Origin of the sequence: Acidiphilium acidophilum (genome assembly GCF_033842475.1) — a bacterium.
In the GTDB taxonomy this organism is placed as follows: domain Bacteria; phylum Pseudomonadota; class Alphaproteobacteria; order Acetobacterales; family Acetobacteraceae; genus Acidiphilium; species Acidiphilium acidophilum.
Genome location: NZ_JAWXYB010000001.1, coordinates 136,820 through 149,924, shown reverse-complemented (window position 1 = coordinate 149,924; position 13,105 = coordinate 136,820). Strand labels below are relative to the sequence as shown.

General features: G+C 62.4%; 14 protein-coding genes. 8 read left to right on the top strand and 6 right to left on the bottom strand.

From position 1 onward, the window contains the following. Window positions 1–96 precede the first annotated feature (96 nt). Window positions 97–771 carry a biliverdin-producing heme oxygenase gene (locus tag SIL87_RS00770; protein WP_319612414.1) on the bottom strand — a complete coding sequence of 225 codons (675 nt, stop codon included), beginning with the start codon at window positions 769–771 and terminating at the stop codon, window positions 97–99. Window positions 772–792: 21 nt separating this feature from the next. Between SIL87_RS00770 and ppsR the strand changes: the two genes are divergently transcribed. Both ppsR and SIL87_RS00760 read left to right on the top strand, forming a co-directional pair. Further along, entirely contained in the window at window positions 793–2,106 is a 1,314-nt protein-coding gene (ppsR, locus tag SIL87_RS00765; protein WP_319612413.1) for a transcriptional regulator PpsR, read from the top strand. Window positions 2,107–2,156: 50 nt separating this feature from the next. Then, on the top strand, window positions 2,157–4,385 hold the full coding sequence (locus SIL87_RS00760; RefSeq protein ID WP_319612412.1) for a GAF domain-containing protein: 2,229 nt from the start codon (window positions 2,157–2,159) through the stop codon (window positions 4,383–4,385). Between the two features lie 258 nt (window positions 4,386–4,643). Here the strand turns inward: SIL87_RS00760 and SIL87_RS00755 are convergent. Next, a protein-coding gene (locus SIL87_RS00755) for an IS630 family transposase (RefSeq protein ID WP_319612411.1) occupies window positions 4,644–5,713 on the bottom strand; the annotation gives its coding sequence in 2 pieces (ribosomal slippage) (window positions 4,644–5,221 and window positions 5,221–5,713; 1,071 coding nt in all). 254 nt (window positions 5,714–5,967) lie between these two features. On the opposite strand from SIL87_RS00755, the gene SIL87_RS00750 reads away from it, so the two are divergent. The 6 genes from SIL87_RS00750 to SIL87_RS00730 all read left to right on the top strand — a co-directional run bounded on the left by SIL87_RS00750 (window position 5,968) and on the right by SIL87_RS00730 (window position 8,936). After that, on the top strand, window positions 5,968–7,278 hold the full coding sequence (locus SIL87_RS00750) for a M20 family metallopeptidase (RefSeq protein ID WP_319612410.1): 1,311 nt from the start codon (window positions 5,968–5,970) through the stop codon (window positions 7,276–7,278). A gap of 36 nt (window positions 7,279–7,314) precedes the next feature. Then, entirely contained in the window at window positions 7,315–7,995 is a 681-nt protein-coding gene (locus tag SIL87_RS00745) for a trimeric intracellular cation channel family protein (RefSeq protein ID WP_265638476.1), read from the top strand. Window position 7,996: 1 nt separating this feature from the next. Further along, window positions 7,997–8,128, top strand: coding sequence for an NAD(P)H-dependent oxidoreductase (locus SIL87_RS00740; protein WP_319612409.1), 132 nt, complete (start codon window positions 7,997–7,999; stop codon window positions 8,126–8,128). Continuing rightward, complete coding sequence (locus SIL87_RS20100) at window positions 8,129–8,362, top strand: NADPH-dependent FMN reductase (RefSeq protein ID WP_405055196.1); 234 nt, start codon at window positions 8,129–8,131, stop codon at window positions 8,360–8,362. Window positions 8,363–8,464: 102 nt separating this feature from the next. Continuing rightward, complete coding sequence (locus SIL87_RS00735; protein WP_319612408.1) at window positions 8,465–8,794, top strand: hypothetical protein; 330 nt, start codon at window positions 8,465–8,467, stop codon at window positions 8,792–8,794. After that, complete coding sequence (locus tag SIL87_RS00730) at window positions 8,709–8,936, top strand: transposase (RefSeq protein ID WP_405055198.1); 228 nt, start codon at window positions 8,709–8,711, stop codon at window positions 8,934–8,936. The genes SIL87_RS00735 and SIL87_RS00730 overlap by 86 nt, the downstream gene beginning before the upstream one ends. Before the next feature lie 476 nt (window positions 8,937–9,412). On the opposite strand, the gene SIL87_RS00725 is transcribed toward SIL87_RS00730, so the two are convergent. From SIL87_RS00725 to SIL87_RS00710, 4 genes are all read right to left on the bottom strand, one after another. Continuing rightward, window positions 9,413–10,522 (bottom strand): IS110 family RNA-guided transposase, encoded by a 1,110-nt coding sequence (locus tag SIL87_RS00725; RefSeq protein WP_319612407.1) that lies wholly within the window; start codon window positions 10,520–10,522, stop codon window positions 9,413–9,415. Window positions 10,523–10,606: 84 nt separating this feature from the next. Beyond that, window positions 10,607–11,290 (bottom strand): MgtC/SapB family protein, encoded by a 684-nt coding sequence (locus SIL87_RS00720; RefSeq protein ID WP_319612406.1) that lies wholly within the window; start codon window positions 11,288–11,290, stop codon window positions 10,607–10,609. A gap of 29 nt (window positions 11,291–11,319) precedes the next feature. Next, window positions 11,320–12,531 (bottom strand): carbohydrate porin, encoded by a 1,212-nt coding sequence (locus SIL87_RS00715; protein WP_319612405.1) that lies wholly within the window; start codon window positions 12,529–12,531, stop codon window positions 11,320–11,322. 257 nt (window positions 12,532–12,788) lie between these two features. Then, window positions 12,789–13,085, bottom strand: coding sequence for a hypothetical protein (locus SIL87_RS00710; RefSeq protein ID WP_319612404.1), 297 nt, complete (start codon window positions 13,083–13,085; stop codon window positions 12,789–12,791). Window positions 13,086–13,105 lie beyond the last annotated feature (20 nt).

Sequence of the window (13,105 nt, the reverse complement as noted above, 5' to 3'; positions counted from 1 at the left end):
GCAGAGCCATTTAAGGAAAACTGACATCTGGGCTGAAAACCGTGGCGCTGGCTGGGCAGGTCGCCGCCGCGCCGACCCGCAGCTGATCGGCGCGGGTTAGGCCGCGAGCGCCACCGATACCGCGATATTGGCCTGAAACGCCGCCTGGGCTTCGGCCAGTACGGCAGCGGTGGCGTCGGTATCGAGTCGAATGGCGTCGATTGCGTCGCGGTACGCGCGCCGGAACGCGGCCAGATCGGGGATCGCCTCGAAGCGGTAGAAGGCGAGTGCCGTGTCATCAAGGCCGAGCGCGGTGCCCAGACGGCGCTGGAGCATCTGGCCACCGTTCAGATCGCCGAGGTAGCGAACGTAGCCATGGGCAATCAGCAGTGCGGGGGCAGTGGCCGTCGCGTGGGCGATCCGATCGGCGTATGCCCGTCCGGCTTGCAGCAACGGCAGCGTGCCCGCCCAGTCCGGACCGGCGAGGGCCGCCAGATCGCTTTGCAGCGCGGCGGCGCGATACACCGCCGGCAGCGCCAGCGCCCGCAGGTGCGGGTGATCGCGATGCTGTTCCAACCCGTGCTCGATCTGTTGATAGGCGGGCAGTAGGTTGCGCAGCAAACCGGCGTACTGGTCGCGCGTGATCGTGCCGCGCAGCATTTGCGCGACAACGCCAGAGCGTTCGGCGTCGCGGTGCAGATCGTGCGTGGCGTGCCGCAATGCGGTGGCGAGAGCCGGTGGCGCTTCGGTCGATCTTGCTTGGTCGACTGAAAAAACCGGGCTATCATCCATCAAACATTGATTGAACCGGTTATGACCACTGTCAACCTCGCGCAGCCTGACCTGACGTTGCATCTGGATCGCGATGGCGTCATCCGCGACACCACATTGTCGGACCGCATCGAAACCGGCGGCCTGCAGCCGTGGCATGGCCGGCCGTGGAGCGAAACGGTGACCGCATCGGGTTTCGCGACGATCGAACGGATGGTCAAGGACGCCTGGCGCACCGGCGTTTCAGCCTTCACGCCGGTCAACCAGCTGTTTCCAAGCGGTGCGGAACTGCCGTTGGAATATACCACGGTCAGGCTCGGCGGCGATGCCGGGTTGCTCGCGATCGGCCGGCGGTTTCATGTCGTTGCCGATCTGCAAAGCCGTCTGATCGCGGCGCAGCAGGCGATGGAGCGGGACCATTGGCGGCTGCGCGATGTCGAGATCCGCTATAATCTGATGTTCAACGGCGCAAACGATCCTTTGCTGCTGCTCGACGCGGCAACGCTGCGCATTACCGAGGTCAACCCAGCGGCGGGGCGCCTGCTGGGCGTCGGCCATGACTGGAGCTTCATCGATCAGATCGCGAAGCCGTCGCAGCCCGTGTTTCATGCCATGATCCAGCGCGCCCGCACCGATGGGCAGGCGCCCGGTGTGATCGTGCAACTCGGCACCCCGCGAGAATCCTGGATCGTGCGGGCATCCCTGGCCGATGGCGGGGTGGTGCCGTCGTATTTGCTGCACCTTACACCGGTGGCGGCTAGTCCGCGCGGCACCACGCTGCCGGACCGCAGCGTATGCCCCGCCCTGATCGCGCGCCTGCCCGACGCGTTCGTGATCATCGATCGCGATGGCGTAGTCCGCCAAGCCAATGCCGCTTTCCTCGACCTGATCGAGGCGGCGAGCGACGCGGTCGTGCTCGGGGCCCGGCTCGATCGCTGGCTCGACGGGAGCGGCAATGATCTGGCCATGGCGCTCGAGCTGATCCGCAATCACGGCAGGATCATGACGATGCCGTCGGTGATCCACGGGGAATACGGCGCGGTCGTCGAAGTCGAGATCTCGGCGAGCAGCGACGACGGCATGATCGGGCTGCTGATCCGCGACACCTCGCGCGGGGCGATACGGGGTGGGGCTGGCAACGGTGATCCGTTGCAGGCGGCGCTGGGCGCGCTTTCGCTGGAGGTCGGGCCGACCACGATGCACGAGGCGGTGGACCAGACCGTGGCGGCCGTCGAGCAGCATTTCATTCGCGCCGCCCTCGAGCAGACCGCGGGCAACCGCAAGGCGGCAGCGGCATTGATCGGTCTTAGCCGCCAGAGCCTGTATCTGAAAATGAATCGCTACGACTTGGAATAGCGCCAACCGACCGCAATCTAAAATGCGGCAGCAACGCGGGGAGGCACGCCATGACACAAAAATTCGTGCCCGCACCGGCATTCGGCGAGGCCGATCTTTCGAACTGCGAACGCGAGCAGATCCATCTTGCCGGATCGATCCAGCCGCATGGTGCGCTTTTGCTGTGCAGCGAACCAGGGCTGAAAATTGTGCTGGCGAGCGAAAACGCGGCTGAATTCCTCGGCCTCGCCCCTGCGGGTGAGCCTCACACTCTGATCGGGATGGCGCTGTATAAGCTCGCCGGTGATCTGGCCGGCCGCATCCGCCCGCAACTGCGCGCCCCGCTGCGCACCCAACCGCTCAGGCTGCGCTGCACCGCCGGCCGGCCGCTGCGCGGCATCGATGCCATGATCCATCGGCCGGCAGGCGGTGGCGTGCTGATCGAACTCGAACCGGCGGGGCCGACCATCGACGTGGTCGGGCCGATCGAAGCGGCGCTGCAGACCATTCTCGGCTCGGTCTCGCTGGCAAGCCTGTGCGACGAGACGGCGCGGATCTTCAAGGCGCTGACCGGCTATGACCGCGTCATGGTCTACAAATTCGACGATGAGGGTCACGGTCAGGTGTTCGCTGAACAGCGCGAACCAGGGCTGGAGCCGTATCTCGCGAACCGCTATCCCGCAAGCGACATTCCGCAGATCGCGCGCCGGCTTTACGAGCGCCACCGGGTGCGCATGCTGGTGGATGTCGGGTTCAAACCGGTCAGGCTGCATCCGGCGCTCTCGCCGATCAGCGGCGCACCGCTCGATATGTCGCTGTGCGCGCTGCGCAGTTCGTCGCCGATCCATGTGCAATATCTGCAGAACATGGGGGTGCGCGCGACGCTGGTGGTGTCCATCATGGTGGGCGGGCAGCTATGGGGATTGATCGCCTGCCATCATTATGCACCGTTCTTCGTCGCCTCGGAAATTCGCGCCGCCTGTGAATTTCTGGTCGAAGCCGTCGCGACCCGCATTGCCGCGTTCGAGAGTTTTGTGCTGGCCCAGGCCGAATTAGCGGCCCGGCGGCTGGAACAGCGCATGGTCGAGGCGTTGTCGCGCGAGGGTAACTGGAAAAGCGCGCTGTTCGACAATCCGCAATCGCTGCTGCACCCGGTGCGCGCCACCGGTGCCGCCTTGCTGTTCGACAACGAAGTGACGGTGACCGGCGATGTGCCGGGCACTCAGGACATCCGAGCGATCGGCACCTGGCTCGACAGCCGGGCCGCAGAGTCCGGCACGGAGCAGGCCAAGCTTGATCAGGCCAAGCTTGATCAGGCAATGACCATCACCGCGTCGCTCACCGGCGAGGCAGAGCATTTCGAGGCGATCAAGGCGGCGGCGAGTGGGGTGCTCGCGGTATCGCTGTCCAGCGAACCCGGCACTTATCTGATCTGGGTGCGACCCGAACAAGTGCGCACCGTCACCTGGGGCGGCGACCCGACCAAGCCCGTTACGATCGGGGATACCCCGGCCGACCTGTCGCCGCGCCGCTCCTTCGCGCAATGGCACCAGGTGATGCGACTGCAATGCGAGCCCTGGACCGAGGCCGATATCGCAGCCGCCCGGCTGATCGGCGCCATGGTCAGCGACGTCGTCCTGCAATCGCGTACGGTGCGCATGCTGATCGCGCAGGATCAGCTCGAACGCGTCCGGCGCGAGGTCGCCGTATCGACCCAGCCGGTGATCGTGGCTGACGTCAACGGTGATATCCTGTTGATCAACCGTGCCTTCACCGCCATGGTCGCCGGCGCCAACCACCCGTTGCAATCCCTGACCGACCTGCCAGGACTGTTCGTCGATGCCCAATATGTGGCCGAACGGTTGCAGACGCTGCGGACACACCGGCTCAGCTGGCGCGGTGAAATTGCGATCCGGCGGGACAGCGGCGAGGCGCTACCCTTGCTGATTCGCGCGGACCCGATCCTGGCCACCGCAGACCGCGTGCTCGGGTTCGTGCTGATCATGACCGACATGACCGAACAAAAGGCGGCAAGCGTGGCACGGCGACGCTTCCAGGATGGCATCATCGAACAGAACCGCACGGTCAGCGGCTTGATCGCGTCGAAACAAGACATGACCGTCCAGAATCTGCTGAAATCGGTGTTCGAAAACGCCCAGCTTGCCGCACTCGAAATCACCGACCGGGTTGACCCGTCACGCATGCCGGAAATGCTCGAAAGCGTTCGCGACTCCGTCCGCCGCACGACCGTCGTGCTGCAGAACCTATTCACCCAGGACCCCCCGGGCGAAGAGGCATGACACCAGCTCGCGTCAGGTGAACTGGCTTGCGCTTCAAAATCGAGGATACGTTCAAGCGGTTCTGCCTCAATTCGTGTGATCGTGGTGCTGCTTGATGGCTGGGACAGAGACTGGGCTGATGTGGCATGGTCAAAAATGCAAAATGGGCGCTTGGATCTGCGATCGAGCTCTTGGGGTCGGAGTGCCGCGACGGGCGCTGGACGATCTCGGCCGTGGGACTGGGGAGCGCTCGTAGTCCCAGATGTAATACCAACCTGCCTATCCAGTGACCGTTTTGATCCAGTCTCGTTGTGTGATCGAAGCGATTTGTTTTGGCATCTGCATGAACTTGTTCCAGGCGTTTCGGCAGGCGGCAAGGATTTCGTCGTAGCTGTTCCAGACCTGATGGCTTAGGAAGTTGCCACGCAGAAATTGCCAGATGTTTTCGACTGGGTTGAGCTCTGGGGAATAGGGCGGCAGCGCTAGCAGGCTGATGTTGTCAGGCACTGGCAAACGTTCGCCGGCTTGATGCCAGCCGGCGCCATCGAGCACCAGCACGGCGTGCGCGCCAGGCGCGACCTGCGTGCTGATTTCCCGAAGATGTTCGGCCATCGCCTCGCTATTGACTGCCGGCATGATGATGGCGGCACCAATACAGCGTTTTGGGCAGACGGCGCCAAACAGATAGGCGGAGTCATGGCGATTGTCGCGCACAGCCACTGGTCGGGAACCCCGCTCTGCCCAGACATAGGTCAGGGTTCCCTTCTGACCGACACGGGCTTCATCGGCGAACCACACCTCGATCGGCTTACGGGCCGCCGTGGCCGGGATCGCCGCCGCTACCAGGCCAGCGAAGTCTTTTTAAAAATGTCCTGTGCCGCAGTGTCCTTTTTCGGATGATACGGACGCGGCTGGACCCGCGTGAACTTGAGCCGCCGCAACAGTCGGCTGATCGACGTCTCGTGCAGGGTAACCGCAAACTCGGTCTCGATCCGTCGCTGCAGGTCGACACAGCGCCACCGTACCACGCCGTCACGCTCCAGGTCCGGGCCCTGCCTGACCCATGCCGCGATCTGCGCCTGCTGCGAAGCCGACAATCGGGGTGGCGGGCCGTTGCGGCGCGGCGCATCGCCCAGTCCTTCAGGTCCCAATCCATTGTAACGGTGCACCCAGTCGCGCAGCGTCTGCCGGTCCATGGCACAGGCCTCGGCCGCATCGCGCCGAGACCAGCCTTCGAGAACAAGAGCAATCGCCAGCAGCCGCCTCGAAATCTTCGCATCCGTCGCGCGAGCCGCCCGCTCGCGCAGCGCCATAGCCGACAAGTCCAAACGCGTTATCGCTACCGTCATCGCAAACCTCCTCCAGGGAAGTTCAGCGAATCATACCCGCCCGAGCCGCGACAACTCACTTTCGAGTCAACGGAACCTCAGGTTGGTATTATGCCGTTTGAACGGACAGCGAAAGCGGGAAGGTAAGGAGAACCAGATACCAGCCGGAGGCCTCTACCAACGGAGAGCAACTGATGATACCATTTCCGAAATAAAGAGTGAATTTGGGCGGTTCGGCTCGATTCATACGGTTTCACCGTCGGAGGGCTGAAACGATGACTCCCGAGGAAGACAAGTTTCGGGTTGACGGAACCCTTGAGCGTACTTCCCACACCAGCGCATCGATTGTCCTGACGAACTTGGGCACGCTGCTTGCAGATCTTGAACCGCTTTACAAGGACATTCACGCCCATCCAGAATTGTCGATGCATGAGACGCGAACGGGCGGCATTGCGGCCGACAATCTCCGGAAGGCAGGCTACGAGGTGACGACCGGGGTCGGCAAGACGGGTGTGGTCGGACTGCTCCGCAACGGCGACGGGCCAACCGTGATGCTGCGGGCCGACATGGACGCGCTGCCGATCGCGGAGAACACCGGTCTTGCCTACGCCAGCAAGGTTTCGGTTAAGGATGATGCAGGAAATGACGTTCCGGTAGGCCATATGTGCGGCCACGACATGCATGTTGCGTGGCTAGTTGGGGCCGCGGCATTGCTGTCGCAGGCGCGCAGTGCCTGGAAGGGCACGTTGATGGTCGTGTTCCAGCCGGGCGAAGAGACCGCGCAAGGCGCGCAGGCCATGATCAATGACGGCCTGCTGAAACGCTTTCCGACACCCGATGTCGTGCTTGGCCAGCATGTCATGGTCGGCCCCGCCGGTACCCTTGCCGGCAGCGCCGGACCGATCACGTCCGCGGCGGACAGTCTGCAGATCCGTCTGTTCGGACGTGGTGCGCATGGCTCGATGCCGCAGGCAAGCATCGATCCCGTCGTCATGGCGGCATCAATCGTCCTGCGGCTCCAGACCATCGTGTCCCGCGAAGTTGCCGCGAACGAGGCGGCGGTGGTTACGGTCGGCGTGTTGCAAGCCGGCACGAAAGAGAACGTCATTCCTGACGAGGCCACCATCAAGCTGAATGTGCGGACCTTCGATGCCGGCGTGCGCAAGCATGTGCTTGCTGCGATCGAGCGGATCGTCAATGCCGAGGCCGAGGCTTCTGGAGCGCCGCGAGAGCCGGAGATTACGCCGCTCGACCGCTACCCGCTCAACGTGAACGACGAAACCGCCAGTAACCGCATCGCCGCGGCGTTCCGAGACTATTTTTCCCCCGACCGGGTGAGACACACCGGACCCGCGCCGGCCAGTGAGGATTTTGGCTGCTTCGGCACGGCGTGGCATGTTCCTTCGGTGTTCTGGTTTGTGGGGGGGAATGATCCGAAATCCTATGCCGACGCCAAAGCAGCGGGTAAGCTCAATGATCTTCCGGTCAATCATAGCCCGCAATTCGCGCCGGTCCTGCACCCCACCCTGGAGACTGGCGTCGAGGCGCTGGTCGTTGGCGCGTTAGCCTGGCTCGATGCATGCTGACGTTCGCGTGCATCGACGGGTGTTGCGGGAGCCGTAATGGCCACGATTGAGAGCTTTGTGCCTATCCTGGACTTGGGCGGGACATTTGTATTTGCGATTAGCGGGGCCGTCGCCGCGGTTAATCGCCGCCTCGACATCTTCGGAATCCTCGTCCTGGCCTTCGTGACGGGAAATGTTGGTGGGATTACGCGTGACGTGCTGATCGGCGCGGTGCCTCCAGCCGCCCTTGTCGATACCCGCTATCTTCTGGTCTCGATTCTGGCGGGGATTATCACTTTTTTCTGGTATGCGGGCGTAGATCGACTTCGTACACCTGTTCTGCTGTTCGATGCGGCGGGGTTGGCGTTTTTTGCCGTCGCCGGCACACAGAAGGCTATCGAGTTTGGATTAGGCCCGGTCCCATCCGCACTCCTCGGCATGCTCAGCGGCATTGGCGGGGGCATGACGCGCGACGTGCTGCTTTCCGAAATCCCGCAAGTGCTGCGTTCTGATTTCTATGCCGTGGCGGCGCTGGCGGGTGCGTTGATCGTCGTCATCGGCGATGGACTTGGTCTTCCCTATAGTGTCTCTGCGCTGGTCGGCGGGATACTATGTTTCGGTCTTCGCTTTATGGCGATCAGGCACGGCTGGCATTTGCCTCTCGCGCACCATTCTGCACGGCAACGCGCGGCGGTAGATGGTTTGAACCAGAACAAGACAACCAGGGAAGGGAACTGAGATGGACAAAATACGCGATGTTGCCGTGATCATCGGCAGCCTCAGGAAGGATTCGATCAATCGCAAAACCGCTCATGCGCTTGCTGAAGTCGCGCCCGCAGGATTGAGGCTCAGCATTGTCAAAATCGGGTAATTGCCCCCCTACAATCCGGATTTAGACGAAAATCCGCCAGCGGAATGGACGGCGTCTCGCCAGCGCATCGCGGCGGCCGACGCGGTTCTTTTTGTCACGCCCGAGTATAACCGCTCGGCGCCAGCCGTTCTGAAGAACGCGATCGATGTCGGCTCGCGTCCTTATGGCAAGAGCGTGTGGAGCGGTAAGATACTGTCAGTTTCCCTTAAAGAGGTTCTGCCTCAATTCGTGTGATAGTGATGCTGCTTGACGGCTGGAACGGAGGTTGGGCTGATACGGCATGCTCAAAAATGCAGAATGGGCGCTTGGATCTGGCCTCGAGCTCTTGGGGTCGGAGTGCCGCGACGGGCGCTGGACGGTCTCGGCCGTGGGCTGCATGACGCCGACCTCTCAACACTTTATGGCATTCGCCGCGTCGTCCATACGCTGCGCCAAGATTTGGCGGCGGTTGCCAATTTCAGCGAGGGCAATGTGAACGCCTGCGCCGCTGCGGGGATTGAACCGGTGATCGCGATGGGTCGTGAAGCGCATCATCCATCGCTGGCCGAACGTTTCGCAGAAGACCCGACCCCGCCGAAGGATCCCACGCCGGTCGCATCAATGCGCCATCGGCTCCAGACCAAAGAAGGCAATGAAGCGCTACGCCCTGCGCAAGCAGACCCCTGAACCAGTGTTCGGCATCATCAAGTCGGTACTCGGGTTCCGTCAGTTCCTGCTGCGTGGCCTCGACAAGGTCCGCGGCGAATGGAGCCTCGTGACCATGGCGTGGAACATGAAGCGGATGTTCGCCCTGGCAGAGGCAAACTGAGCCAGATCATGCCCTTTCGCGCCGATTTGGTACCGCTGTGAGGGGCGCAGTGATCGTCGGCACAATGGCCGAGGTCTCAAGTGCGGATTCCGCTATCCAGTCACGCAGCGGGAACCGTCACGCAGCCGCCAATGACCTCCTCCCACCAAACATCCCCAAGCTAACTCCGACAGGCTGCTCTCATGTCCGCATTCAAGGGTTCGGGCACAATTATTTGTTCCGCGTCAGCGGATGACCGGGAGTGGCTACAGAGATGCGCAGGGCAGGAGACAGGACCCGAAGACGCCGGTTGAACAAGCTCTCATGCGCGGGTTGGCTACCGCATGACCGTGGTTCCGTCTTGGGGCTGCCTCATTCTAGAAGCGAGCGTCGGTCCGGGGACCGGCTCATAACAGCTCAGGAGGATTCCCCACCGTGGCCCTGCCTCCAGCCTTGCGCACCCGATTTTTCGCTAGATCCTCTTCTCCTTCGCTCTTTCAAGCGAAATTGGGTTGAGCAATGCGGCTGATCGCCCAGATGAAGCCGACCATTTCGCGAGCGATGGCAGTCGTGACCACGACCTTCGGCTTGCCCAAGGCGACCAGCCGGCGATATCGTGCACACAGACGAACCTGCGCATTCCAAGCAATGTCTCGGATCTCAGTGGACAGCGGCTCAAGACGGTCGTGGATCTTTCGGCTGACGCGCGCTGACAGTCGGTATGTCCACGCCCCTTCAATCAACACACGCCGGGCCAGCGCATTGCCGGCCTTGGTGATGCCGCCGCGGCGGACGCTGCCGCCTGACGAGTGCTCACTCGGCACCAGGCCAAGATAGGCCATCAGCTGGCGCGGATTGGCGAAGCGGCGAAAGTCACCGACTTCGGCCACAACAGTTACCGCTGCCACGAGGGCAACTCCGCGCATCGCCTGTAGCGCAGCGACAACCGGTGCCATCGACCAGTTCGGTAGCAACTCCTCAATCTGGCCTGTCAGCCGGTCGCGCCGGGCCTCAGCATCCTGCACGGCATGGATATAGTCCTGTAGGACGATCTGCTGCGCCGGATGCTCGAACTTTACCGTCGTCAGCCAGCGCTGGTAAGCCACGGTCCAGGCTCGAGACCCGTGATAAACCCGCTCATGGCGCAGCAAAAATCCCTGAAGATGCTGCCGCGCCTTGCCCAGCACGCGGACCGCAGTGGCGCGCGCCCGCACCAGGTCGCGCATCGCCTCATGTGCCTGATCTGGAACCCAGATGGCGGTCAGTTCACCGGCCCGATGCAGCTTCGCCAGCATCATCGCATCGCGGCGATCCGTCTTTACCCGGTCGCCCGCCTTGATCGGGATCAACGACGGCGCAACCACCACGCACTCATGTCCGGCACCCCGCAGCAGTCGTTGCAGACCATAACCACAGGGACCTGCTTCATAACAAAAGCTAAGTCGCCGACCATTTTTACCAAGCCGAGTTACCATTTTCTTCAAAACATCCGGCCGGTTCTCAAAGACGCCGATCTGTCGCACCTCGCCGTCACGGCCGCTCTCAGCAACGGCCGCACATACCGTCGCCTTATGCACATCCAATCCAACAAACGTGATATTGTCCATTAGGTCCGCCCTCCATGTATGAGGCTCTGTGCCGGCCATCCGGCACAACCCTCGACATCATACATGCCATGGGCGGGCCGCCGATCACTCAGCGGACATTGGGTCTAGAGCCGTGACGACGGCATCGAGTTCCTCCGGTTTCGCATTGGTTGGCACAAGGGTTGCTGCCAACTCGACCATTTCCTCGCTATCGGAGAGGATTTCGATTTCGCGGATCGGATAGTGCGCCGCTTCCAGCTCGGCGAACAGCAGGTCGCGCACATCCGAAACATCGGCCGGATCGCACATTGCGTGAATCGCATATTGCGCCTCGGTCGCACGGGCATCGATCGGTCGGCGATTGATATAATTGACCAGTGGGCGCAGCAGGGTATTCCCCGCGAGGATGAAGCCGGTTAGCGCGGTGGCTTCCGCAGGAAAGCCGCACCCGCTGAAAGCACCCACCGCCGCAGAGCACCAGAGGGTTCCCGCTGTGTTGATACCGCGGATATTCGCGCCATCCTTTAAAATGACTCCGGCACCGAGAAAGCCGATCCCCGAGACGATGTAGGCTACCACGCGGGTCGAACCGGCCGGACCAGCCAGACGAACGCCGAGATCGGCGAAGGCCGCGGCACCGAGTGCCACCAGCACCGTCGTCCGCAAGCCGGCGGAGCGTTGGCGCCATTGCCGTTCGGCACCAATCAGGGTGCCGAGCACGAAGGCGATCGCGAAATCGGAAATAGTCGTCAGAAACGGTACGGCAAGCGGTTGTGGGAGGGTGGTCATTTGAGCTTCCTTGCCATCCCTGACGACATTCAGAACGTGAGCGTCAACTGAAGTTGCGCCGCGAAGACATTCGGTTCCCGTCGGCTCGGCGTGGTTGGGTCCGCGATGCCGCCGCCAGGTCGGACGATGTATTGCATATCCGGCGTTGCAATGAGCCAGGGTGCGAGCTCAGCGTTGTAGTCAAGCTCGACATCGGTTTCGCTCGCTGGGATCGGAAGCGCGCTGCCGGTAATTGCATTTTCACTACGGACGAAGTCGATTTTCCGTGTGCTGATCCGGTCATAGCTGATCGCGAGAGCTGCCGTGTCATCCGGGCGGTCAACAAGCGGCGCATCGAGCACCAGACCCGCCTGGACATCGAGCGTGATTGCGTTCTGCGCGGGTGGCGCATAGGCAAGGCGCGCGAAGCCACGCAGCCGGCGTGTGTCCAGCCCGTGCCAGAGTGTCTGGGTGTCGCCGGCGTAAATCACGTATTCACCGCGATCGGGCCGGGCCGGGCCGGGAGATGAGGCGGCGAGGCTTTGGCCGGTGATGCTGAATAGCAGGTCCGGGCGGCTGAGCGTGTCGTAGAGCCCTCCGACACGTAGCGTCCCATTGCCTAAGCCTGGCATCCGATAGGCGTCATCGGCTTCGGCGATGAACAGAGCGCCGGTATCGAGCGGAAACGCGAGACCGCCGGCATCGCGCGCCGGAGGCTGTGGTCCTTCCAGCGGGCGACCGAGCGGATCGCCACTGAACAGGCCGATTCGCAGTCGGAGCAGCTTGGTTGCCTGAACCCCGAGCATGGCGCCCGGACCTTCGTAGGAATAGGCGGGGCCACCGCCCGGCAGGTTGTTCGCCATGATGTCGCGATAGGTGAAGTTAGAGTTGAGCAAAGTTGCCGCGGCGGGATTCTGGTCGAAATTCTCGTCGATGCCGAATTTTCCGACCTTCACATGAATGGCGTCGTGCGGCGCGTGCCACGTTAGATAGGCATCGGCCAGACGGGCACCATCCGGCGCCTCGACGTAGGCGAGGCCGCTCAGGCTATGCACGTTAAAGGCGGTCGGGCCGTGGCCCTGCACCACCCAGGCGGAGACATACGCGGCAAGGCCGGGGATGCCGGTATATCGGCCGAGATCGACCCGCGCTGACGGTGTCAGCAGGGCAGCGAATTCGTCGCCCTGCCGCGCGCCACCTCCGAGTACGTTGGAGGTTACCGCCTGTTCGTTGAAGCCGATCGTGATTCCGTTATCGCTCAATGTGGGTTTCATGCCATCCCACGATCCGAATAGCGCATTGCGGGTCCAGAATGTGGTGGGAGCCGGTGTCGTTTGGTTCTGCTGATCGGCACCAGCCGGATAATTGATCATGAGGCAGATAGGGAATGCCACCAGCATGGCACATGTCTTTGAAGCCATGGTTGGCCACCTATTTGAAATGCGACCGATCTACCACCGAGTCCAATGTCTCGCGGTGGCTGAGATCAGTCTATTGTTCTTTGCAAGGAAACGGCCACCTATCCACCCGCTGCGTGGAAAAATCCCCAGCCCATGATGATCAGCATAACACCGATATAAAGCCGTAGCCCCCAGAAGATAGCTTGCTGCCAGGGCCGCAACCTGACCCGTTGGATCGGGATGAGCGGGGTTAGCCAGCCCTCGGCGTGGGCAATCGCGGCGATGTCGGCGCTGCTGTCATGGGCGTTCCGATCGAGGTCACGCTGGCTGGCGCGGACCCTCCGCGGCACAGGGATCCGGCTGACGCCTTTCGAGCGCCTGGTTTCACTGGCGGGAGAACGATTGTCCTGGTTCATGGCGTGACGCTCCTGAGCGA